The organism is Actinomyces denticolens (assembly GCF_002072185.1).
In the GTDB taxonomy this organism is placed as follows: Bacteria; Actinomycetota; Actinomycetes; order Actinomycetales; family Actinomycetaceae; genus Actinomyces; species Actinomyces denticolens.
Genome location: NZ_MVIW01000028.1, coordinates 1 through 23,068, shown reverse-complemented (window position 1 = coordinate 23,068; position 23,068 = coordinate 1). Strand labels below are relative to the sequence as shown.

General features: G+C 72.7%; 20 protein-coding genes and 1 pseudogene. 4 read left to right on the top strand and 17 right to left on the bottom strand.

From position 1 onward, the window contains the following. Positions 1-73 precede the first annotated feature (73 nt). Positions 74-1,009: a sensor histidine kinase gene (locus tag B1H55_RS08865; protein WP_077241066.1), complete on the top strand. Its 936-nt coding sequence runs from the start codon at positions 74-76 to the stop codon at positions 1,007-1,009. Between the two features lie 79 nt (positions 1,010-1,088). Here B1H55_RS08865 and nusB read toward each other — a convergent pair whose 3' ends face one another. From nusB to B1H55_RS08800, 13 genes are all read right to left on the bottom strand, one after another. After that, positions 1,089-1,619 carry a transcription antitermination factor NusB gene (gene nusB, locus B1H55_RS08860; RefSeq protein WP_073454367.1) on the bottom strand — a complete coding sequence of 177 codons (531 nt, stop codon included), beginning with the start codon at positions 1,617-1,619 and terminating at the stop codon, positions 1,089-1,091. A gap of 47 nt (positions 1,620-1,666) precedes the next feature. Continuing rightward, on the bottom strand, positions 1,667-2,230 hold the full coding sequence (gene efp / locus B1H55_RS08855) for an elongation factor P (protein WP_077241065.1): 564 nt from the start codon (positions 2,228-2,230) through the stop codon (positions 1,667-1,669). 86 nt (positions 2,231-2,316) lie between these two features. Then, positions 2,317-2,997, bottom strand: a complete 681-nt coding sequence (locus B1H55_RS08850; protein ID WP_077241064.1) for an FMN-binding negative transcriptional regulator — start codon at positions 2,995-2,997, stop codon at positions 2,317-2,319. 10 nt (positions 2,998-3,007) lie between these two features. Then, positions 3,008-3,556 (bottom strand): shikimate kinase, encoded by a 549-nt coding sequence (locus B1H55_RS08845; RefSeq protein WP_077241063.1) that lies wholly within the window; start codon positions 3,554-3,556, stop codon positions 3,008-3,010. Further along, positions 3,553-5,427, bottom strand: a complete 1,875-nt coding sequence (gene aroB, locus B1H55_RS08840; RefSeq protein ID WP_077241062.1) for a 3-dehydroquinate synthase — start codon at positions 5,425-5,427, stop codon at positions 3,553-3,555. The genes B1H55_RS08845 and aroB overlap by 4 nt, the downstream gene beginning before the upstream one ends. A gap of 78 nt (positions 5,428-5,505) precedes the next feature. Continuing rightward, positions 5,506-6,732, bottom strand: a complete 1,227-nt coding sequence (aroC, locus tag B1H55_RS08835; RefSeq protein WP_077241061.1) for a chorismate synthase — start codon at positions 6,730-6,732, stop codon at positions 5,506-5,508. Between the two features lie 42 nt (positions 6,733-6,774). Continuing rightward, positions 6,775-7,749 carry a shikimate dehydrogenase gene (locus tag B1H55_RS08830; RefSeq protein ID WP_077241060.1) on the bottom strand — a complete coding sequence of 325 codons (975 nt, stop codon included), beginning with the start codon at positions 7,747-7,749 and terminating at the stop codon, positions 6,775-6,777. A gap of 51 nt (positions 7,750-7,800) precedes the next feature. Then, positions 7,801-9,021: an endolytic transglycosylase MltG gene (mltG, locus tag B1H55_RS08825; RefSeq protein WP_077241059.1), complete on the bottom strand. Its 1,221-nt coding sequence runs from the start codon at positions 9,019-9,021 to the stop codon at positions 7,801-7,803. Beyond that, on the bottom strand, positions 9,018-9,494 hold the full coding sequence (gene ruvX / locus B1H55_RS08820) for a Holliday junction resolvase RuvX (protein WP_077241058.1): 477 nt from the start codon (positions 9,492-9,494) through the stop codon (positions 9,018-9,020). The genes mltG and ruvX overlap by 4 nt, the downstream gene beginning before the upstream one ends. Positions 9,495-9,508: 14 nt before the next feature. Then, entirely contained in the window at positions 9,509-12,223 is a 2,715-nt protein-coding gene (gene alaS, locus B1H55_RS08815; RefSeq protein ID WP_077241057.1) for an alanine--tRNA ligase, read from the bottom strand. A 215-nt stretch (positions 12,224-12,438) separates the two neighbouring features. Beyond that, positions 12,439-13,062 carry a 30S ribosomal protein S4 gene (gene rpsD / locus B1H55_RS08810; RefSeq protein WP_073454347.1) on the bottom strand — a complete coding sequence of 208 codons (624 nt, stop codon included), beginning with the start codon at positions 13,060-13,062 and terminating at the stop codon, positions 12,439-12,441. Between the two features lie 213 nt (positions 13,063-13,275). Continuing rightward, entirely contained in the window at positions 13,276-14,058 is a 783-nt protein-coding gene (locus B1H55_RS08805; RefSeq protein ID WP_077241056.1) for a sulfite exporter TauE/SafE family protein, read from the bottom strand. After that, entirely contained in the window at positions 14,055-15,440 is a 1,386-nt protein-coding gene (locus B1H55_RS08800; RefSeq protein ID WP_077241055.1) for a replication-associated recombination protein A, read from the bottom strand. The genes B1H55_RS08805 and B1H55_RS08800 overlap by 4 nt, the downstream gene beginning before the upstream one ends. A gap of 74 nt (positions 15,441-15,514) precedes the next feature. On the opposite strand from B1H55_RS08800, the gene B1H55_RS08795 reads away from it, so the two are divergent. Further along, positions 15,515-17,971: an MMPL family transporter gene (locus B1H55_RS08795; RefSeq protein WP_077241054.1), complete on the top strand. Its 2,457-nt coding sequence runs from the start codon at positions 15,515-15,517 to the stop codon at positions 17,969-17,971. Here B1H55_RS08795 and B1H55_RS08790 read toward each other — a convergent pair. Further along, complete coding sequence (locus tag B1H55_RS08790; protein ID WP_077241150.1) at positions 17,948-18,565, bottom strand: L-threonylcarbamoyladenylate synthase; 618 nt, start codon at positions 18,563-18,565, stop codon at positions 17,948-17,950. The two genes, B1H55_RS08795 and B1H55_RS08790, sit on opposite strands and share 24 nt — an antisense overlap. Before the next feature lie 117 nt (positions 18,566-18,682). Here B1H55_RS08790 and B1H55_RS08785 point away from each other — a divergent pair, with 117 nt between their 5' ends. Together B1H55_RS08785 and B1H55_RS08780 are read left to right on the top strand one after the other, a co-directional pair. Further along, the gene (locus B1H55_RS08785; protein ID WP_073454256.1) at positions 18,683-18,997 is read left to right on the top strand and encodes an ArsR/SmtB family transcription factor; all 315 of its coding nucleotides are present in this window, start codon (positions 18,683-18,685) and stop codon (positions 18,995-18,997) included. After that, a complete protein-coding gene (locus B1H55_RS08780; protein WP_073454254.1) occupies positions 18,981-19,304 on the top strand; it encodes a hypothetical protein in 324 nt (107 codons plus the stop codon). Before B1H55_RS08785 ends, B1H55_RS08780 begins: the two co-directional genes overlap by 17 nt. A gap of 101 nt (positions 19,305-19,405) precedes the next feature. On the opposite strand, the gene aspS is transcribed toward B1H55_RS08780, so the two are convergent. The 3 genes and pseudogenes from aspS to B1H55_RS12885 all read right to left on the bottom strand — a co-directional run. Next, positions 19,406-21,181 (bottom strand): aspartate--tRNA ligase, encoded by a 1,776-nt coding sequence (gene aspS / locus B1H55_RS08775; RefSeq protein WP_077241053.1) that lies wholly within the window; start codon positions 21,179-21,181, stop codon positions 19,406-19,408. Positions 21,182-21,284: 103 nt separating this feature from the next. After that, on the bottom strand, positions 21,285-22,085 hold the full coding sequence (locus B1H55_RS08770) for a hypothetical protein (protein WP_174977475.1): 801 nt from the start codon (positions 22,083-22,085) through the stop codon (positions 21,285-21,287). A gap of 11 nt (positions 22,086-22,096) precedes the next feature. Next, positions 22,097-23,068: pseudogene (locus tag B1H55_RS12885) on the bottom strand (hypothetical protein); the annotation flags it as partial.

The window sequence follows — 23,068 nt, the reverse complement described above, 5'->3', positions numbered from 1 at the left end:
AGCGGGCGCAGCCGGGGAGGGCGCGCGGCGGTTTGCTCAGAACGGGTTTGGACGCGGACTCCGGGAGGCGCGCGTGGACATAGTCACCGTGGGGCTGAGTCTCGTCACCGCAGTCGCGGTGCTGCGGTGCCTGCTACTTCATCGGCAGTTACGCGCTGTCGCGAGGCAGTTGCGTCAGCGTCGTGAGGGTGACACGCACACCCCGATCCACCTGGAGCTGGTGGACCGGGCCCTGGAGACGCTGGTTGCCCACGTCAACGACGTTATAGCGCAGAACGAGCGGGCTATGGCAACCGTGGAGCGTCACGAGCGGCGCTACCGTGATTTCGTCGCCGACCTCTCCCACGACCTGCGCACGCCCCTGACGGCGGTGCGGGGCTACCAACAGCTGTTGGCAAGCACCCAGCTCGATGACGTCCAGCGCGGTCAGCTACTCACCGCGCGCCGCCACGCGGACAGGCTGGCGGTGCTGGTTGACGAGTTCTTCGACTACGCCTGGCTGAGTGGCGAGCAGCCTGCCTCGTCAGTCCACCGCGTCCCCGTGGACCTCGCCGAGGAAGTCGGAGAGTGCCTTGTGGGTGCGGTCGCCGGCCTGCAGGCCGCGGGGATCGCGGTGGAGGTCCGTGTGCCAGGCACCCTGATCGTCCACACCGATCCGGAGGCCCTGCGACGGATCCTCACCAACCTGGTGCGCAATGTCATCCAGCACGGGCGCCACGAGCTGATTGTCGAGGCTGGGCAGGGTGGCACAGGACAGCAGGCAGTGGCCGGTCAGGTGTGGCTGCGGATGCGTAACGAGGTGCTGCGCCCTGAGGATCTGGATGTCACACAGGTCTTCGAGCGGCGCTGGTCAAGCGACCCGGCTGGGACCGGGCTCGGGATGAGTATCGTGAGAGCCCTGGCTGAGCGCATGGGCGGTAGTGTCAGCGCGGACCTGGTCGAGGACATGTTCGAGGTGGTCCTCGCCCTGCCCGTTACGCCGCGGTCGCTGGAGAAGGTTGGCGAGTGAGGCGGAAGACCGTGCGGGCGCTCTAGCCGCCAGCCTAAATCAGCGTGGCGAGGGATGCGGGGCGGTGCGGTGATCGGGATCAGCGCAGGGTGTCGGCGAGGTCGACGACGCGGCCGAGCAGGCCACCGAGATAGCGCGGGGAGTCGTCAGTGGACAGGATCCGGGCCAGGGTCATGGCCTCGTCGACGGCCACGGGGCCATCGACGTCGTCGTTGTAGACGATCTCCCACACTGCGATGCGGGCGATGGCGCGATCGACGGCGGGCATGCGGGCGAGCGTCCACTCCTGGGCGTAGTCCTCGATGGCGTCATCCACCTCGGCCAGGTGATCGGCCAGGCCGGCGAGGATCTCGCGGGCGTAGGCGGGCGCCTCGGTGTGGTTGGCCGAGTGGACGGCGCGCTCGAGCGCGAGGTCGCGCAGGCGGTCGGCCGCGCGGAAGCGGTCCCCGTCGCGCGAGGGGCGCAGGAGGCCCTTCTGGTCGGCCTCGAAGAGGATCTCGATCGCGCGCCGCCGCGCCTTCGTGCGGGCGGTGACGGCGTGCTTCGAGGCGGCGCCCGATGAGCGGGAGGCCTGTGTGGTGGCCTCGGCGCTGGGCTCGGGCGCCTCCAGAAGCGGGTCGGCCGCCTGAGCGGCGTCGTCAGCGGGCACGGCCGGCCTCAGTCGTTGACGCGGGAGATGTAGGAGCCGGTGCGCGTGTCCACCTTCACCTTGTCACCGGTGTTGAGGAACAGCGGGACCTGGATCTCGGCGCCGGTCTCCACGGTGGCGGGTTTGGTGCCGGCGTTGGAGCGGTCGCCCTGGAGGCCCGGCTCGGTGTGGGAGATGGTGAGCACCACGGAGGGCGGCATCTCGACGAAGAGGACGGCGGAGTCGTGGAAGGCGACGATGACCTCCTGGTTCTCCAGGAGGAAGGTGGCGGCGTCGCCGACGATGTCGGAGGGCACGTTGGTCTGCTCGTAGGACTTGACGTCCATGAAGACGTAGTCGTCGCCGTCCTTGTACAGGTACTGCATGTCACGGCGGTCGACGGTGGCGGTCTCGATCTTGAGGCCGGCGTTGAAGGTCTTGTCCACGGTCTTGCCGGACAGGACGTTCTTGATCTTGGTGCGCACGAAGGCCGGGCCCTTGCCGGGCTTGACGTGCTGGAACTCCACCACCTGCCACAGCTGGCCCTCCAGGTTGAGCACCAGGCCGTTCTTCAGGTCGTTCGTCGTTGCCACGAGTGGTTTCCTCTACTTCAAGTCGGGGACCGGGATCCCTGGGGCCGCTCGCCCGCGGAGCCCGGCACGTCTAGGACTCGGTGAGTCTACCGTGCCAGGCCAGGGGCTGCGACAGCCCGGCGCGCGCCGCGCAGGCGTGAGATCGTCGCGAAGCGCTCCTCGGCGTAGGGCAGGGACACCTCCCGCAGGTAGCGGGCGAGGACCTCCTCCCCCGCCTCGTCCATGGCGGCGATGAGGCCGCGCACGTCGTCGGGGTGACGGTTCTGGCTCATCTTCGCCTTGCCGCGCACCGTCGTCGCCTCGATACTCACGGCGACGATCGCCCGCGACATCCGCTCGAGTTTCTCCTGGCCGACGGAGTCCAGCGCGGCGCCGTCGCCCATGGCGGTGGTCAGCCTCGCTGCCGCCTCCAGGGCGGCGCTGGGGCTGGGGTCGACCCTAACCCGCCCGCTGACGTGAAGCGTGATGTAGTCCCAGGTGGGGACATTCGGCATGACCGCGTTGGTGGCGTACATGGCCGGGGAGACGTAGGCGTCGGCCTCGTCGAGGATGACCAGGCCGGTGGGATGGGCGAGCGGGAGCCTGGCCTGGGGGTTGTTCCTCACCAGGTGGGTGACCAGGGAGCCGGTGGCCTCGTCGTGGTAGAAGGGGACGAGACTGGCCTCGGGACCGTGGTCGTGGACGGTGACGAGGTTGCCCCGGCGCGGCGCGGTGAGGAGCCGACGGGCGTAGTCCTCGGGCAGCTCGAAGTGCTGGGCGACGTACATGCGGCTCAGGCTATGGACGGGCCCCGGGCGTGTCGAGGAGCGTCATGATCGCGCCCGCGGCCCCGGCGGGGTTCTTGTCCGAGGTGTCGACGACGATGCTCGCGACCCGGCGGCACTGGTCCTCGCGATGGCGCAGCATCCTGGTGAACTCGTGGTGGATGGTGCCCAGGGCCACCGAGCGCGGGGCGTCGAGGCCGTTGCGGGTGGCCAGGCGCCGCACCGAGGCGGTCAGGGCGACGACGGCGCCCCCTTGCCCCCGCAGGGCGGCGAGGGAGGCCTGGACGCGCTCCGATCCCAGGCAGCCCGATCCCAGGGCGAGGACGCCGCCGCCGCGGCGTGCGCCCTCGATGAGCTGAAGGGCGGTCGCCTCCTCCACGCGCCTGTACTCGGTCTCCGGGGTGGCCACGAGCGCGAGCTCCTCGGCCGCGCCGACCCGGGCGGCGGTCTCGGCGCCCAGGTCCAGGCAGGGCGCGCCCCTCATCCCGGCCAGGGCCCGGGCGACGGTGGTGCAGCCGGCGCCGGGCGGACCGATGAGGACGATCGCCGCCGCGCCGCTCATGCGCCCTGCCCCGCCGGGACAGCGGTGACCGCGAGGTGGGCCGCCTCGAGCTCGCCCGGGGTCGGCTCCACGCCCCGGACGGGCCGGGAGCGGCCGAAGCGGTCCTCGACGAGCACCATGCGCAGCCGTCCGGCGCGGTTCTTCTTGTCCGAGCGCATCGCGGCGCGCAGGTCGTCCCAGCGCTCAGCGCCGTCGGGGAAGGACACCGGCAGGCCGACCGCCGTCAGGGCCTCGCGGTGGCGGGCGAGGCCCTTGGCGCTGAGGAGACCCCGTTGGTGGGCGATCTCGGCGGCGAAGACGCATCCGACTCCCACGGCCTCGCCGTGGCGCCACGCGTAGTCGGTGACCCTCTCGATGGCGTGGGCGTAGGTGTGCCCGTAGTTGAGGATCTCGCGGAGCCCTGCCTCGGTGAGGTCCTCGGCGACGACGGCGGCCTTGACGAGGACCGCCCGGCGCACGAGCTCGGCCAGGACGGGCGCGTCCGAGCGCAGGCAGGCGACCGGGTCGGCCTCGACGAGCCGCAGGATCTCCTCGTCGTGGATGAGCCCGCACTTGATGACCTCACCGAGCCCGGCGCGCAGCTCGTCGAGCGGGAGGCCGGCCAGGATGTCGAGGTCGGCGATGACGGCGCTGGGAGTGTGGAACGCCCCCACGAGGTTCTTGCCGGCGGCTGTGTCGATGCCGGTCTTCCCGCCAACGGCGGCGTCGACCATGGCCAGGAGGGTGGTGGGCGCCTGGACGACGGGGATGCCCCGCAGCCAGGTGGCCGCGGCGAAGCCGGCGAGGTCGGTGGTCGCTCCCCCGCCGACGCCGATGAGGCAGCCGTCGCGGCCCACCCCCGCCCGCCCGAGGCGCTCCCAGATGGAGGACAGCACGTCGGCGCGCTTGGAGGCCTCCCCATCGGGGACCTCGATGAGGGCCGTCCGCAGGCCGGCCGCGTGGAGGTCCCCGGCGAGTCCCCCGGCGGATCGGGCGAGGACGCCGGGGTGGATGATCGCGACCCCGCCCGCCCCCTGGCCCGGCGAGGCGAGGACCGCTCGCGTCACCCGGGGGGCGAGCCCGCGTCCGATGACGACGTCGTATCCCGCCGCTCCGGGGACATGGACGGTGGTGGTGCCCTCGGCCTCCTCGGTCACGCGGGGGCGGGCCGTCCGCCGGGGCGCGGGGCCGACGGGCGCCTCGGGCGACGACGCGTGGCGGGCGGGCGCGTCGGAGCGGATGCCCGCGCGGGCGAGCCCGCGGGCGGTGGAGGCCGGCGTCGCCCCGAGGGAGACGAGCACGAGGGCGGCCACCTGGGCCGGGGTGAGCCCATCGGTGGGCACGGTGGTGGTGGCGATCTCCTCGTAGAGGGGGCGGCGCTCGGCGTCGAGGGCCTCCATGCGCGCCAGCACGCCGGTGCGCGCCCCCTGGGAGGCCTGCACGGCGGTCAGGGCCGCATCGGAATCCGATCCGGGGCTGATGAGGGGGCGCCCCTCCCCGCTGCCGACGTGCTGGGCCGCGGTGGCCGGGCAGGCGGAGAGGTAGACGACGGTGTGGTGGCGCAGCATCTCGCGGTTCTCCGGGCGCAGGATGCCGCCGCCGCCCAGGGCGACGATCCCGTGGGCGGCGCCGAGGGACTCCAGGACGTCCCTCAGCGCGCGGGTCTCGCGGTCGCGGAAGCCCTCCTCCCCCTCGGTGGAGAAGATCTCCGGGATCGTCATGCGGGCCCGGCGCCGGATCTCCGCGTCGGTGTCGGTCACCTGGATGCCCAGGGCGGCGGCGAGGAGGCGAGCGACCGTCGTCTTGCCCGCGCCCGGCAGGCCGACCAGTACCAGCGGCAGGCGCTCCCGGCTGATGATCGCTGCGGCTGGCTCCGTGCGGTGGTGGCTCATGCGGGTCTCCTCGTCGGTGGTGGTCTCCGGTGGCGCCGCCAGGCGCCCGCGGTGGCTCGGTCGGTGGATCGGTCGGGCTCAGGCGGTCCAGTGGGTCCGCTCGGCGATGCGCTCGGTGTAGGCGCGCAGGTTCCTGGTGCACTCGGCCACCGAGTCGCCTCCGGTCTTCTCCAGGAGGGCCTGGGCGAGGACGAGGGCAGTGGCCGCCTGGGCGATGACGGCCCCGGGCACCACGGCCGTGGTGTCCGATCGTTGGTGGAGGCCAGTGGCGGGCTCCCCGGTGGCCAGGTCCACGCTGCGCAGGGCGCGGGGGACGGTGGAGATGGGCTTGTATGCGGCGCGCACCCGGATCGGGGAGCCGTTGCTCATGCCCCCCTCGATGCCGCCGGCCCGGTTGGAGGCGCGGGTGACGGCGCCGTCGGCGAGGCCGAGGATCTCATCATGGGCCCGGCTGCCGGGCAGTCCGGCGGTTTCGAAGCCGTCCCCGATCTCCACGCCCTTGACGGCCTGGATGCTCATGAGCTCGGCGGCGAGGCGGGCATCGAGGCGCGAGCGGGCGACGGTGTGCGTGCCCAGGCCGATGGGGACACCGGTGGCGATGACCTCGACCACTCCCCCGAGGGTGTCGCCGTCCTTGCGCGCGGCGTCGATGCGCTCGACCATGGCGGCGCTCGTGGCCGGGTCGATGCAGCGCACGGGGTCGGCGTCGAGGCGCTCGGCGTCCTCGGGCGTGGGGGTGGGCGCGCCGACCGGCAGGCGGATCTCCCCGATGCGCACCACGTGGCTGACGAGCCCGATGCCGGCGATCTGCTCGAGGATGGCCTCGGCGACGGCGCCCAGCGCCACTCGCGCGGCGGTCTCCCGCGCCGAGGCCCGCTCCAGGACCGGGCGGGCGTCGGGGAGGTCGTACTTGAGGGCGCCGGGGAGGTCGGCGTGCCCGGGGCGCGGTCGGGTGAGGGGGCGGTTGCGGGCGATCTCGCGCTCGTCGCCGGTGCCGGCGTCGATGAGCAGGTCCTCGACGGGGACGGGGTCGGCGCTCATGACGGTGCGCCACTTGGGCCACTCGGAGTTGCCGATCCGCAGGGCGATCGGGCTGCCGATGGTCAGGCCGTGCCGGATGCCCCCGAGGATGCTCAGTTCATCGCGCTCGAAGCGCTGCCGGGCGCCTCTGCCATGGCCGAGGCGGCGCCGGGCCAGGGCGGAGGCGATCCGCTCGCCGGTGATGGCGACGCCCGCGGGGGCGCCCTCCATGAGCGCGGTGAGCGCCTCGCCGTGGGACTCGCCGGCCGTCATCCATCGCAGCATGGGTGGATCATCGCACAGGGCGGGCCGGGTCCCGGGGTGTTCTCACCGAGTGGCGAGCGCACTCAGGAGGGCCCCGCGCATGGCACCGGTGTCCGGGCCACGGCCGGTCATGAGGCGGACCTGGGCCACCGCCTGGTGCAGGAGCATGAGCCAGCCCGGCGCAATCGCGCCTCCAGCACCGCTCCAGGCGCCGGCCAGTTTCGTGGGCCAGGGGTCGTAGACGACGTCGAGGAGCACGGCCCCGCGCCGGGCGCCACCGCGGGCGTTGAGCGCCTGGCTGAGCGGTTCCGCGAGGGTGTCGGCCGCGCCCCGGGGCAGGGTGGATACCACGAGATCGGTGCCGGCGGCGGCCTCGGCGACGACGGCGTCGGAGGCGGGGTCGCCGGGCCGCCAGGTCAGCGCCTGGATCTCCAGGCCCATGCGGTGGGCGGCGACGAGCGCGCGGCCCGGGCCGGCGTGGCGGCGGGCGGCCACCGTGATGCTGCGGGCGCCGAGCTCGGGCAGCGCGGCGAGCGCCGAGCAGGCGGTGGCCCCGGAGCCGAGGACGAGCGCGGTGGGCGCCGGGAGCTCCGGGCCGTCGGCCGCGGCGGCGCCGGGCAGGTCGCGCGCCTCCCTCAACGCGCCGGAGATGCCGGCGACATCGGTGTTGAAGCCCGCCAGGAGCGCGGGGCCCGCGCCGGAGCGCTGGGCCACGACGGTGTTGACCACCCCGACGGCCTGGGCGAGGGGGTCGATGACGTCGAGCATCGGCACGATCGCCTGCTTGTGCGGCATGGTGACCGACAGGCCCACCCAGGCGGGGGCGTCGTCCGCGGCGGCGCGCAGCGCCCCGACGAGGTCGGCCAGCTCCTCGGGTGCGATCCGGAGGGCCTCATAGGACCAGCCCGACAGGCCGAGGCCCGCATAGGCGGCGCGGTGGAGCAGGGGCGACAGGGAATGGGAGACGGGGTCGCCGATCACCGCGGCGCGGTGAGTGGGCGCGGCTCCCGCCTCGGCGGGGACGTCGATGCGTGTCATCGGTTGGTTGCCCTCCTGGTGCTCTCCCAGTGCCCGGCCCGGGGCCCCGGCTCAGCCGGCAGGCGTCGGGGCGGCGGTGGCGGAGCTGCCGTTGCACACATCCGGGTGGGCCTGGCAGAAGGCCGTGAGCTTCTTCGCGTTGGCGTCCTGCTCCTCCTTCGTCGTCGCGAAGAGCGTCTCCCCCGTGTTGAGGTCGACGGTGACGAAGTAGAGCCAGTCGCCGGGCTCCGGGTTGGCGACGGCCTTGAGGGCGGCCTCGCCGGGGCTGCCGATCGGTGTGGGGGGCAGGCCCGCATTCCGGTAGGTGTTGTACGGGTTGGAGGCGTCGGCGACCTCCTCCTGGGAGGGCACGCCGCCGGTGCGCCCGAGCCCGTAGAGGATGGTGGAGTCCATCTCGAGGCGGCCACCGGTCCCCGAATCCTCCTTCGTCAGGCGGTTCTCGACGACGCGGGCGACCTTCCCGAAGTTCTGCTGGCTGCCCGCCTCCCTCTCGACGATGGAGGCCTTGATGAGGGCGTCCTTGTACGCCGCGGGATCGAAGCCCAGCTTCTGCAGGCGGGCCGTCGTGGCGCTGACCATTCTGGCGACGACCTGCGTGACGGTCTCGCCCTCCTTGAGGTCGTACGTTCCCGGGGCGAGCCAGCCCTCGACGTCCCCCTTCGCGGCCTCGGGCAGGCCGATGCCCTTGAGGTCCTTGTAGGCGGCGTCGACGTCCTCCGCGCTGACCTGCATGACGTTCATGATCTTCTCCTTGACCTGGTCCTTGGTGAATCCCTCGGGGATGGTCAGGGAGTGGTCGGCGCGCGAGGCCGGGTCGAGCAGGGCGGCGACGGCGGAGGCGCCGGACATCCTCTGCTTGAGCGTGTAGGTGCCGGGCTGGATATTGCCGGAGTCCGCGTTGGCCTTGAAGGCGTCGATGAAGGCCTTCGGGGACGCGACGACGTCGTTCTTGTAGAGCAGGTCGGCGATGATCTGGCCGGTGGCGCCCTGGGGTATCTCCACGATCACCGAGCCCTCGCCCTCACCCGGGTAGTCGCTCGCAGCGGCCTGCTGCTCGTGAACGCCGTGCAGCACGCCGTAGCCCCAGTAGAGACCGGCGCCCGCGCCGGCCACGACGATGCTGAGGATCACCACGGTGAGCACGTGGCGGCGGAAGCGGCGCTTCTTGCGCGCCTTCTCGCGACGGGCCTTGCTGCGGCGGGACGGCGGCTCGGCCGGCAGCGGGTCATCGGAGGTGATGCCGATCTGCTCGAAGAGGTCGTCCTGGCTCATCGCGAGTCTCTCCTGGTCGGGGTGACGGGCTCGCCGATCGGCGAGCCCGTGGAACGCTCGGCCTCGAGGGCCTGGTTGAGAATGACCACGGCGGCGGCCTGGTCGACGACGCCCCGGAAGTCCTTCTCATGGCGTCCACTGGCGTGGAGCGCCTGATGCGCCGACACCGTGGAGAGCCGCTCGTCGACGAGCCTGACCACCACAGGGAAGATGGCCTGCGCGAGAGCACGCGCCCAGTCCCTCGCATCACGCGTGGACGGGGTCCGTTTGCCCCCCAGGGAGACGGGCAGTCCCACAATAGCCTCAACAGCCCCGTGTTCGGCGACCAGATCGGCCGCCTCGTCGATGTCGCCTCCGTAACGATCCCGCGTCAGCGTGACGACCGGCACGGCCAGGATCGCCTCGGCGTCGCACCTGGCGACCCCGATCCTGGCCCTGCCGACGTCGAAGGCGAGGCGGACACCGCTGCGCATGGCTCCCCCGGGGCTCAGGCGCCCAGGGCCCGGGTGATGGCGTCCAGCGCCTCGGGGATGGCGGCGGGGTTCTGGCCACCGCCCTGGGCGAGGTCCGGCTTGCCGCCGCCGCCTCCGCCGAGGGCCTTGGCCGCGGCCTTGACGAGGTCGCCCGCTCGGGCGCCCGCATCGCGGGCGGCGGCGTTGGTGGCCACGACGATGACGGGCCGCTCGCCCGACGCCCCGGCGGCCACGACCACCGTCGGCTCCGCCTCGCCCAGGCGCTCGCGCGCGTCGAGGACGAGGGAGCGCAGGAGGTCCGCGCTGGGCACGGCGCCGAGGTCGGCGGCGGCCAGGCGGTAGGCGCCCACGCGCCGCGCGCCGTTGATCACCTCGGCGGCGCGGGCCGCCATGGCGGCCTGCTCGGCGGCGGCCAGTCGCTTCTCGGCGTCCTTGAGGCGGCCCATGAGGGACTCGACGCGCTCGGGCAGCTCCTCGGGCCGCCCGCCGATCATGGTGGACAACTGCGAGACCAGGGCGTGCTCCTTGGCCTGGAAGCCGTAGGCGCCGTCCCCCACGAGGGCGTCGATGCGCCGCACGCCCGAGCCGATGGAGGACTCCCCCAGGATGGCGATGCGGCCGATGTGCCCGGTGGAGGGCACGTGGGTGCCACCGCACAGCTCGCGGTCGAAGTCGTCGCCGATGGTGACCACCCGGACCTCGGTGCCGTACTTCTCCCCGAACAGGGCGATGGCGCCGGATGCCTTCGCGTCCTCAAGGCTCATGGTCTCGGTGCGGACCTGGAGATCCTCGGCGAGCTTCTCGTTGACGAGGGCCTCGATGTCATTGACCTGCCCGGTCGTCAGTGCCGTGTTGTGGGAGAAGTCGAAGCGCAGGCGGGAGGGCGAGTTCTCCGATCCGGCCTGCTCGGAGTCGGGGGCGACGGTGCGGCGCAGGCCGGCGTAAACCATGTGGGTGGAGGTGTGGGCGCGGGCGATGGCCAGGCGGCGCGCGGTGTCGATCTCGGCGTAGGCGCCCTCCCCCACGGCGATGGTGCCCTCGGTGAGGGTGCCCCGGTGGACGGACAGGCCGCGGATGGGCGCCTGGACATCGCCGACCTCGACGATGCCGCCGCCGACCATGCGGATGACGCCGTGGTCGGCGAGCTGACCGCCCATCTCGGCGTAGAAGGGGGTGCGGTCCAGGATGATCTCGACCTGCGCGGGCGCCGTGGCCACTGGTTCGGGCCGGCCGTCGACCAGGAGCCCCGTGACGGTGGCCTCGGCGGCCGACTCGGTATAGCCGAGGAACTCCGACCCGCCGCCCATGGAGCGCTCGATGTCCTGGAAGAGGCGGACGTCGATGTGGCCCGTCTTCTTGGCGCGGGCGTCGGCGCGGGCGCGCTCCTTCTGCTCGTCCATGAGGGAGCGGAAGGCGGCCTCGTCGACGTCAACGCCCTGCTCGGCCGCCATCTCCAGGGTGAGGTCGATGGGGAAGCCGTAGGTGTCGTGCAGCTCGAAGGCGTCCTGCCCGCTCACCAGGGGGCGCGCCCCGGCGCTTTCGGATCGCTCGCGGGCCCGCCCGACGGCGGTGTCCAGGATGGTGGTCCCGGCGCTGAGGGTGCGGCGGAAGGCCTCCTCCTCGCCGTAGGCGACCTCCGAGATGGTCCCCCAGCGCTCCTCGAGCTCGGGGTAGGACAGCTTCATGACGTCCTTGGAGGCCGTCAGGAGGGTGGGCAGTGAGGCCTCGTCGACGCCGAGCAGGCGCATGGAGCGCACGGCGCGGCGGATGAGGCGGCGCAGGACGTAGCCGCGGCCGTCATTGCCGGGGCGCACGCCATCGCCGATGAGCATGAGGGCGCTGCGGACGTGATCGGCCACGACGCGCATGCGCACGTCGTCCATGTAGGCGGCGCCGGCGGAGGGGCCCGCGGCGCCCAGGCCGTAGGCGCGCCCGCTCATGGCCTCGGCGGCGGCGATGACGGGGTAGACCTCGTCGATCTCGTACATGTTGGGCTTGTCCTGGAGGAGGAAGGCGATGCGCTCCAGGCCGGCGCCGGTGTCGATGGCGGTCGAGTCGAGCTTGCCGATGAGCTCGAAGTCATGGCCCTCGCCCTCGCCGCGCACGAACTCGTCGAAGACGAGGTTCCAGATCTCCAGGAAGCGGTCGCCGGCGGTGTCCGCCTCGGGGCCCCCGTCGGGGCCGTAGGCGGGGCCGCGGTCGTAGTGGATCTCGCAGCAGGCGCCGGCGGGGCCGGGCTGACCGGTGGACCAGGAGATCTCCGCGAAGGGGAGCTTCTGGACGTGGAGGGGGTCCACGCCGATGGTCTTGGTGAGGTAGTCCCAGGAGACCTCGTCCTTCTCCCAGATGGTCATCCACAGACGGTCGCCATCCAGGCCGTAGCCGCCGGCGCCCGTGGGAGTGGTCAGCAGCTCCCAGGCGTACTGGATCGCCCCCTCCTTGAAGTAGTCGCCGAAGGAGAAGTTGCCGTTCATCTGGAAGAACGTGCCGTGACGGGTGGTGCGGCCGACATTGTCGATGTCGTTGGTGCGAATGCACTTCTGCACGCTGGCGGCGCGCGGCCAGGGGGCGGGCTCGGTGCCCAGGATGTAGGGGATGAAGGGGACCATGCCCGCCACGGTGAACAGGATGGACGGGTCGGGCGAGATGAGGGGCACCGATGGCCGGATCTCGTGATCCTTGGAGGCGAAGAAGTCGAGCCAGCGGGAGCGGATCTCGGAGGTGCGCATGGGGGTCCTCGTGCTCGGGGGTGGTCGGTGCCCCGCGTCCGGGTGGAGCGGGGACGTGGTTGGTTCCGGCCCGACCAGCGCGTGGGCGCAGTGGCCGAGGTGTGGTCGCGACCGGTCGGCCCAGGGGGAGCCTACCCCTGGAACGGGGGATGCCCCGCACCGGTATCTCCGGCGCGGGGCATCCCGCACTGGGAGGGCCCGCGGGCCCGATCGGCTCAGCGGGAGTAGTACTCGACGACCATCTGCACGTCGCAGGTCACCGGGACCTCGTCGCGCTTGGGACGGCGCACCAGGGTGGCGGAGAGCTTCTCGAGGTCCACCTTGAGGTAGTCGGGGACGGCCGGGAGGACGTCGCGGTGGACGCCGGCGGCGGCGGCCTGGAAGGGCACCATGACCTGGGAGCGGCTGCGGACCTGGATCGTCTGGCCGGGGCGCACGCGGTAGGAGGGGCGGTCGACGACCTGGCCGTCGACGACGATGTGGCGGTGCACGACGGCCTGGCGGGCCTGGGCGATCGTGCGGGCGATGCCGGAGCGCAGGACGAGGGCGTCCAGGCGCATCTCGAGCAGCTCGACGAGCGACTCACCGGTCAGGCCCTTCTCACGGCGGGCCTCTTCGAAGACCCGCTGGAGCTGGGCCTCCCGGATGCCGTACTGGGCGCGCAGGCGCTGCTTCTCCTTGAGGCGGACGGCGTAGTCGGACTCGGTGCGGCGACGGGCGCGTCCGTGCTCGCCGGGGCCGTAGGGGCGCTTCTCGAAGTAGCGGACGGCCTTGGGGGTCAGCGGGATGCCGAGGGCGCGCGAGAGGCGCACCTGGCGGCGGGAGCGCGAGGAGCTCATGGGTTGTCGTCTTCCTGTCGGAGTGATCGCACGCCGCGGGCGGGCGCCCGCGGCGCGGGGTCAGCCTCTGATCGGATGATCGGGCCGGGACCCCAGGTGCTCCGCGGAGCTCGGAGGACCGGATGATCCCAGAGCCCGTTGCGGGGCGGCCCCGGTACTGTAGCGCAGTACCGCCCCGGGGGCCTCGCCGGCGGGGCCGGTGTGAGCGGATCCTCAGCGTTTCGCCGCCTTGCGCAGCACGGAGACGACGGCCACGACGATGAAGGCGGAGAAGAGCCAGGACGCGGCCCGCGGGCTCAGGGCGCGCGCGATCCACGCCCCCGCGGGCGATCCGAGGACGGAGGCGAGCCCGACCACCGCCCCGGTGCGCGGATCGCCCAGTCTCCGGCGGCGGTTGGCGGCGGTGCCGGAGATCGCGGTGGGCACCATGGCGAGCAGCGAGGTGCCCCTGGCGAGGAGATCCCCGGCGCCCGCGGCGATCTCGAGGCCCGGCACGACCACCACTCCCCCGCCGACGCCGACCAGGCCGGCGAGGATTCCCGCGACGAGCCCGATCCCCGCCAGCACCGCGACCCTGCCCGGGCTGTGGGCGATCGTGAGCGGATCGATGTCCAGGCCCGCGTCGCGCGTGGGCTCGTGAAGGCGCTCCATCAGCAGGACGAAGCCGGCGAAGGCCACGAACACCCATGGCAGCGCCCGGGCGGGGAGCACCGCGAGCAGCCTGCTGCCGACCTGCGCCCCCACGAGTGAGCCGACGACGATGATCACCGCCCCGATGACCGAGACGTCGCCCCGCAGCGAGTACGTGGCGGCCCCCGCGATGGAGGTCGGGATGATCGCCATGAGGGACGTCGCCGCGGCGTTGCGCTGATCCATGCCGAGGATCGCCACCAGCGCGGGAACCAGGATGATGCCGCCCCCGACGCCGAACATGCCCGAGAGCACCCCCGCGCCGAGCCCGACCGATGCGGCCAGCGCCGATCTGCCCGGGCTCATGGCCGCCCACCGCGCGTGAGGGTCCGGATCGACTCCAGGCGCCGGGCGATCTCGGACTCGAAGCCGTGGCCGGTGGGCCGGTAGTAGGAGGCTCCGGCCAGGTCCTCGGGCAGGTAGTCCTGGGCGACGACGCCGTGCGGGTAGTCGTGGGGGTAGCGGTAGCCCTCGCCGTGGCCGAGCCCGGAGGCGCCCGCGTAGTGCGCGTCGCGCAGATGGGAGGGGACGGCGCCGCCCCTGCCCTGGCGCACGTCCGCGATGGCGGAGTCGATGGCGGTGATGACCGCGTTGGACTTCGGGGCCGTGGCCACGGCCAGGGCCGCCTCGGCGAGGATGATGCGGGCCTCGGGCATCCCGATCATGGCGACCGCCTGCTGCGCCGCCGCCGCGGTGGCCAGGACGCCGGGGTCCGCCAGGCCCACGTCCTCCGCAGCATGGATGGTGATGCGCCGCGCGATGAAGCGCGGGTCCTCGCCCGCCGCGATCATGCGGGCCAGGTAGTGCAGGGTGGCGTCGGGATCCGACCCGCGCATGGACTTGATGAAGGCGCTGGTGACGTCGTAGTGCTGGTCTCCGGCGCGGTCGTAGCGCACGGCCGCGATGTCGGCGGCCCGCTCGACGTCGGCCAGCCCGACCACCGGTGGAGCGCTCTCCTCGCCGCCGGCGCCGGGCGGCCCCGCCGCGAGGACGGCCCCGGCGGCGGCCTCGAGGATGGTGAGCGACTTGCGCGCGTCCGAGCCGGCCATGCGCACGATCTGCTCCCGGGCGTCGTCGTCGAGCGAGACCGCGCCCGCGAGCCCCCTCTCATCGGTGACGGCCCTGGACACCAGCGCGCGGATGTCGTCGGGCCCGAGCGGGTGGAGGGTCAGCAGCAGCGAGCGGGAAAGCAGCGGCGAGACCACGGAGAACGAGGGGTTCTCGGTGGTGGCGGCGACGAGGGTGACCCACCGGTTCTCCACACTGGGCAGCAGGGCGTCCTGCTGGGACTTGGAGAAGCGGTGGACCTCGTCGATGAAGAGGACCGTCTCCTCCCCCGAGGCCGTCAGGCGCCTCCTGGCGTCGGCGACGACGGCGCGCACGTCCTTGACCCCGGCGGTGACCGCGGACAGCTCGACGAAGCGCCGGCCCGAGCCGCGCGCCACGAGGTAGGCCAGTGTGGTCTTGCCCGTCCCCGGGGGCCCCCAGAGGATGACGCTGGACACCCCCGCGCCGCCCGGGCCGCCCGCCGGCTCCACGAGCCGGCGCAGTGGGGAGCCGGGGCCGAGCAGGTGCCCCTGCCCCAGGACCTCCCCGAGATCGCGCGGCCTCATGCGCACGGCGAGCGGCGCGCGCGCGTCATCGGGCAGGCCCGCCTCATCGGTGCCGGCTGCGTCGAACAGGTCCACGGGGTGACCCTATCCTCATCCCGGCACCCGCCACCGGGCCCGCGCGGCGGTTCCAGCAGTGGAACAATGCCGCCATGCTCTCCTGGCTCGCCCGCCGCATCGTCAAGGACGCCTGGTTCGTCGTCGGAACCTGGGCCGTCATCGCCTTCGTGCTGCTCGCCCCCGCGCTCGGCGGTGTGGGCATCGATGGGCTCTTCGACCGCCTCGGCTCCGCCAAGACCGCCGTCGACGACTCCCAGAGCGCTCGCGGCGAGGCCATCTACTCCGCCCTCCAGGGCGATGGCAAGGTGGTGACCCTCCAGGTGACCGGCCTCGATCTGGACACGCAGTTCGAATCGGTGTCCTCGGCGCTGGCCCCGGTGCACGCCGATCTCTACGACCTCGTCGGCGAGGTCAACGTGTTCGATCCGTTCCTGCCCACGAACAACGAGAACGTCAAGGCGCTCATCGCCCAGGACCGCAGCGGCTTCCTCCTCACCGTGACCGTCAATCCCAATGGCCGCGCGGTCGCCTCGCCCGACGACTCCGCCTACGCCCGCCAGCTCCAGCGCGACGTCCAGCGGGTCACGGACCGCCTGTCCCGCGTGCCCGACGACCTGCGCCCGATCGCCCCGGGCGCCAGCGGCATCGTGAGCACCGACGACCTCGTGTCCGTCTCCATCAATGATCGGGCCGGGGCTGATCTCGCGCGCGGCGAGGCGCTCGCCCTGCCCGCGGCCCTCCTCATCATGGTCCTGGTCTTCGGGGGCCTCCTCGTGGCGGGGATGCCGCTGCTCGGCGGCCTGGCCTCGATCATCTCGAGCCTGGGCGTGCTCTGGCTGACGAGCCTCGTCGTGGATCCGCAGGGCCTGGAGGTCGCCGTCGTCGCGATGATCGGCCTGGGCCTGTCGATCAACGACGCCCTGCTCATGACCATCCGCTTCCGCGAGGAGCTCGGCCTGGGACGCGCGGATCCGCGGGCGGCCGCGTCCCCCGCCAGTCACGGCAGGAGACGCCGCACCGGTCGCCGTGATCCGCTCATCGCCGAGGCCATGGACCGCACGATGCTCACGGCGGGGCGCACAGTGCTCCTGTCCACCGCCGCGGTGGCACTGCCGCTGGCGGCGCTGGTGGCGGTCGGCACGCCCTCCCTGAGGGTGACGGCGATCGCGGGGGCGATCGTGGTGGCGCTCGCCGCGCTGTCGGCGATCACGCTCGTTCCCGCGACGCTCGTCCTGCTCCATGGCTTCATGGCCAGGCCCCCGCTGCTCGGCCGGGTGCCGGTCCTGCGGGCCCTCGTCCACCCGGTCGACGGCTCATCCCGGGATCAGGGCGCGTTCGCGGCGCTCGCCCGCTGGGCCCAGTGGCGCCCCTGGCCGGTCCTTGCGGCCTGCGTGGCGCTCCTGGCCCTGCTCGCTTGGCCGCTGGCGCATCTGCACCTGCTGGTCTCCGAGCGCGATCTCCTCCCCCCGGATGCCGATCAGCGCGTGTACCAGCGCATCCTGAAGGAGCAGTACCCGAACCTCGCCGCCGCCGACGCGGTGATCATCATCCAGGCCACCGGCGATTCCGCGACGTCCTTCATCAATGATCGCGTCGCCGGGGCCCCGGGCGTCTCCAGTGTGACGCCGCCGCAACCGGCGGGCCAGTACACGGTGGCGTACCTCAATCTGGAGGGAACGGCGTCGTCGGTCTCTGCTGAGAGGGCCGTCGCCGCGATCCGCGCGCTCGACCCTCCGGCGGATACGTGGGTGACCGGCCAGGCGGCGACCCAGCTGGACTTCCGCTCGGCCCTCGTGGGCGCGCTGCCCGGCATGATCATCGTGGGCATGGGGGCGGCCCTCGTCCTCGTACTCACCGTGACGGGATCGTTGATCCTCCCGCTGCTGGCGCTCCTGACGACATCCCTGTCCCTGGCCGCCTCCCTGGGCGCGGCGACCCTCCTGTTCCAGGACGGGTACGCGGCCGGCGCCATCGGCGTCGCACCGATCGGCGGCCTGGAGGGCTACGCCGTGGCGACGGCGATGGTCCTGGGCGTCGGGCTCGCCATGAGCCGGGAGATCATCGTCCTGACGCGCATGAGGGAGCGCAGGTTGCAGGGCGACGGCATCGAGGCGGCCGTGGCGGCCGGGCTCCAGGGCACCGGGCGGGTCCTCACCGCGGCCGGCGCGGTCCTCCTCGTGATCCTCGCCGGCTTCGCCACTGGCAGGCTCATCGTCATCAAGGAGGTGAGCGTCATCCTGGCGCTCATGGTCGTCATCGATGCGGTGATCGTGCGCCTGCTCCTGTTCCCCGCCGCGATGGGCCTGCTGGGCTCCCGCGCCTGGTGGGCGCCGCGATTCCTGCGACGCTGGGCGGGAATCGGCGCGGGCGGGGACGCAGGGGCCTCCGAGGGCGCCGGGACATCCGATGCCGACGGCGGCGCTGAGGAGACCCCCTCACCGCGATCCCCCGCCGGGGCCCCGACCGAGCAGGGCGAGGACGGCGCAGTCAGCACAGACGGTGCGGATAGTGGGCCGGGACCCCTGTCAGATGAGGTCGGGGTCTCCTGAGCCCTGCCGGACGACCTCGGGGACATCCGAGGTGAGGTCCACGACCGTCGTCGGCTCGATCGAGGCGACCTCGCCCTCGATGACGACGTCGATGAGGTGCCCGAGGTCGTCCTCGATCTCCCAGCCGCGCGACTCGGGAACCGCGCTGCCCGGGCGGATGAGGGTGGATGAGAGGATCGGCGCCCCGAACTCGGCGACGAGCGCCTGCGCGACGGGGTGGTCGGGGATTCGCACGCCCAGGGTGTGCTTCTTGGCGTTGATGGTCATCCGGGGCACCTCCTTGGTGCCCTTGAGGATGAAGGTCCAAGGCCCCGGGGTGAGGCGCTTGATGAGGCGGAAGGCGTTGTTGCCGACGATCGCCAGGGGCCCGACCTGGGCGAAGTCGGCGCAGACGAAGGTGAAGTTGTGCTTGTCGTCGAGCTGGCGAATGACGCGGATCCGATCCAGGCCCTCCTTGTTGCCGGGCGCGCAGGCCAGGGCGTAGCCGGAGTCGGTCGGATAGGCGACGAGGGCGCCGGAGCGGAGCCGCTCGACGACCTTCATGACGAGACGGGCCTGGGGGTTGACCGGGTGCAACTCGATGTAGCGCGACATGGTGACCATTGTGCTCCTCCCCCGCCCGCTCCGGGGCGGATCCGGGCGGGGCGGAGCTGACGGCGTGTCACATGAATCGAATTGCATATGCGCGTTCGTTGATATAAAGTTCCTCTCATGCAGCAGGTTGTGGCACTCGACGAGGACTCAGCGGTCATCCGCCTGTTCAAGGCGCTGGCCAATCCCGTGCGGGCCACGATCATCCACCGCCTGACCCGGGGCAGCGCGGACGTCACCGAGCTCGTCGAGCTCACCGACGTCTCACAGCCCCTCGTCTCCCACCACCTGCGAGTCCTTCGCGATGCGCATCTCGTCGAGGCGCGGCGCGACGGCAGGCGGCAGAGCTACTCGATCATCGATGAGCACGTCGCCCACATCGTTCTCGACGCCATCAAGCACACCAAGGAGCATGACCATGACTGCCACCATTGAGCACCGCCCGGCCGAGGCCCACGCCCACACTCACGGCCCCGACTGCGGCCACCTCGCCGTCATCCATGGCGACCACGTCGACTACATCCACGACGGCCACGCCCACCGCGAGGACTCCGGCCACTACGACGAGTGCGTCACCTGCCAGTGCGAGCACTGCTCGGACGCCTGCGCCGTGTGCGAGTGCGAGGACTGCTCCTGCCCCACCTGCAACCACAACACCTGCCAGTGCGAGCACTGCTCGGACGCCTGCTCCTCGTGCAACTGCGAGGACTGCTCCTGCCCCACCTGCGCCCACGCCGCCTGAGGGCGGTCCCGCGCTCATCACGCACGACTCTACGCACGACTCTGGCGGGCGGCGCCCCTCGCGCCGCCCGCCAGAGCGCTGCTCGCGGGGGGAAATCCCCGTCAGGCCCTGTCCTCGGGGACGGCGTCGACGCCCGCCTCCTCGCGCTGCTCCGCAGTGATGGGCGCGGGGGCCTCCGTCAGGGGGTCGTAACCGCCGCCGGACTTCGGGAAGGCGATGACGTCACGGATCGACTCGGCCTTGGTGAGCAGGGAGACGATGCGGTCCCAGCCGAAGGCGATGCCGCCGTGCGGCGGGGCGCCGAACTTGAAGGCGTCCAGGAGGAAGCCGAACTTCTCATGGGCCTCGGCCTCGGAGATCCCCATGACCTTGAAGACCCGCTCCTGAACGTCGGGGCGGTGGATACGGATGGACCCGCCGCCGATCTCGTTGCCGTTGCACACGATGTCGTAGGCGTAGGCCAGGGCGCTGCCCGGGTCGGTGTCGAAGGTGTCGAGGCACTCGGGCTTGGGCGAGGTGAAGGCGTGGTGAACGGCGGTCCAGGCCGAGGCGCCCAGCGCGACATCGCCCTCGGCGCGGGCCTCGGCGCTCGGCTTGAACAGCGGGGCGTCGACGACCCACACGAAGGACCAGGCGTCGGAATCGATGAGCCCGCAGCGCTTGCCGATCTCGAGGCGGGCGGCCCCCAGGAGCGCACGCGAGGAGTCGACGGGGCCGGCGGCGAAGAAGATGCAGTCGCCTGGGGCGGCGCCGGCGGCCCGGGCGAGGCCGGAGCGCTCGGCGTCGGTGATGTTCTTGGCGACGGGCCCGCCGAGCTCGCCGTCCTCGCCCACGGTGACGTAGGCCAGGCCCTTGGCACCGCGCTGCTTGGCCCAGTCCTGCCAGGCGTCGAAGGTGCGACGCGACTGGGAGGCGCCCCCGGGCATGACGACGGCGCCCACGTAGGGGTTCTGGAACACGCGGAAGGTCGTGCCCTTGAAGTACTCGGTGAGGTCGACCAGCTCGCAGCCGAAGCGGAGGTCGGGCTTGTCGGTGCCGTACCTCTCCATCGCGTCGGCGTAGGTCATGTGCGGGATGGGGGTGTCCAGGTCGTGACCGATGAGGGCCCAGACCTCCCGCAGGACCTCCTCGGCGACCGCGATGATGTCCTCCTGGGTCACGAAGCTCATCTCGACGTCGAGCTGGGTGAACTCCGGCTGGCGGTCCGCCCGGAAGTCCTCGTCGCGGTAGCAGCGGGCGATCTGGTAGTAGCGCTCCATGCCGGCCACCATGAGCAACTGCTTGAAAAGCTGGGGGGACTGCGGCAGGGCGTACCAGGAACCGGGGGCCAGGCGGGCCGGGACGAGGAAGTCGCGCGCGCCCTCAGGGGTGGAGCGGGTGAGGGTGGGGGTCTCGATCTCGACGAAGTCGTGGGAGTCCAGGACACGGCGCGCGGCCGCCGAGACCTTGGCGCGCAGGCGGATGGCGCGCTGCATGGGCGTGCGGCGCAGATCGAGGTAGCGGTACTTCAGGCGAGCCTCCTCACCGACCTGACCGGCATCCTCGGCGTGGTCGGAGACCTGGAAGGGCAGGGGCGCGGCGGCGTTGAGGACCTCGACGTCGGAGACGACGACCTCGATCTCACCTGTGGGCAGGTTGGGGTTGGCGTTGCCCTCGGGGCGGGCGCTCACCCGCCCGGTGACGGCCAGGACGTACTCGGCGCGCAGGCCGTGGGCGATCTCCTCGCGGATGACGACCTGGGCGATGCCCGAGGCGTCGCGCAGGTCGATGAAGGCGACGCCCCCGTGGTCCCGGCGGCGGTCCACCCACCCGGTGAGGGTGACGGTGGTGCCGATGTCGGAGGCGCGCAATGAGCCCGCGGTGTGGGTTCGCAGCATGGAGCCGGATTCCTTCCCATTCGGGGCACTGAGACCGGTGCCCGTCGGGGCGCACCGCGAGACGGGCGGGCGCCGGGGGCAAGACTACCCAGCCACCGGGCCGTCAGTACTCAGGGGTCACCGAGTCGTTGCGGCGACGCTGCCTGGCCAGGATCCAGCGATTCGTGCCCACGGTCGCGGCCAGGATGACCAGGAGGACGGACAGGCCGAGGACGCACGCACCCACCACGGGGAAGGAATCGTCCTTGACCTCCACGGGGGCGGTATCGTTGGAGCCGCCGGGGTCACTGCTCGCCTCGGCGATCGCCGGCCCGGTCGTCTCGGGAGCCCCGGTGGCACCACTCGTGGCCCCGGGGCCGTTGGACGCACCCGGTGAGGCGGTCGCGACTGGCGCGGTGGGGGCCTCACCGCCGATCACGGTGACGGCGCCGACGGTGAAGAACGGGCTCTTGTTGGTGTAGTCGGCGGTGCGCACCGTGGAAGTCGGCACATCAGGGCCCCCGGTGACGCGGAATCGCAGCCAGTGGGTGCCCGACGGGACGTAGCCGGGGAGCTCGAAGGCGCCGGAGTAGGTTCCGTCGGCCTGCACGGTGAACTGCGCGACCGCGCCTCCCGACGGCGAGGCGGTACCGCCGGCGGGGCTCTGCTCGGGCCCGACGGCGCCGTCGTCGATGAGGACTTGCACGGCGGCCCCGGGCGGGAAGCCGGAGAGGGTGTAGCTCAGCGAACCGCCCGAGGCGATCGTCGAGGGGCTGACGGTCGAGGCCGTGCCCGTGGTGGACTCCCCGTCGACGGAGTCCTCGGCGGCCGCCGGCGGGGTCGTCGTGGCGCCGATGCCCGTGGCAGCGCCCAGCGAGAGCATCGCCGCCAGTGCGACGGCGCTCCCCCGGCGAAGCCTTCCCATTCGCCCAGTGCTCACTGGACTGGGCGCCTCGCGCGCGGACGGGCCAGGAACATGTAGGCGGCCGCGCCCGCGGTGAGGATCCCGGCGGCGCTGATGAGCATCCAGTCGTCGCCGCCGAGGACGGCCTCCTTTACTGGCGCGCTGTTCGCCTTGTCCATGAGGTCGGTGTTGACCGTGTCCGTGCGGGCGATCTCCAGCTGCACCCATCCCAGGAGCTGGGAATCGCGGCCCGCGATCGCGAGCTTATGGGATCCGGCGTCGATGTTGGAGATGTCGACCTGGACGGAGTTGGAGTGATCGACCTGGACCCACCCGGCGCTCTCGCCGCCCGGGTAGAGGAAGACCGCGACCCAGTCGCCCTCCTTCGCCTTGTCCTTCGGCAGGACGAGGCTGACCCGGTCGCCCTGGCGCCCGCCGGACAGGGAGCCGGCGTTGTCGGCGGTCAACTGGCTGCCGTCGGCCACGGGGCTGCGGGGCGGGTCCGAGGGCTTGGGCTCGGTGGGCTGAGCGGACGGGCTCGCGCTCGGGTCCGCGTTCGGCGAGGCCTCGGGCTGCGCCGGGGCGGGCTCCTCCTCGGGCACGGCGGGCAGGGTGGCGATGATGGTGGGCGGTGCCGCGGGGGCCGCAGGATCGGCCGCGGGCGCCTCCGGGATGGCGCCGGGGACGGCCGGCGCCCCGGCTGTGGGCACGGCATCCGCGAGCGGCGCCTCGGGGGCCGGGGGCTCCGGAGCCGGCGGCGCCTCGGGGGCGGGCGCCGGCGGGGCCGGGGCCTCGGGAGCCGGGGCAGGCGGGACCTCGGGAGCAGGGACCTCCGGGAGGGGGCCGGGGGCCGTGGGCTCAGCGCTCGGCACTGGGGGCACGGGCTGCGTGGTCGGGGCCGTGCTCGGCTCCGCCGTGGGGGCGGGCTCGGGGTCGGCGCTCGGCGCCGGAGCGGTGGGCCCGGCGCTCGGGGCGGGGGCCGTGGGCTCAGCGCTCGGGGCGGG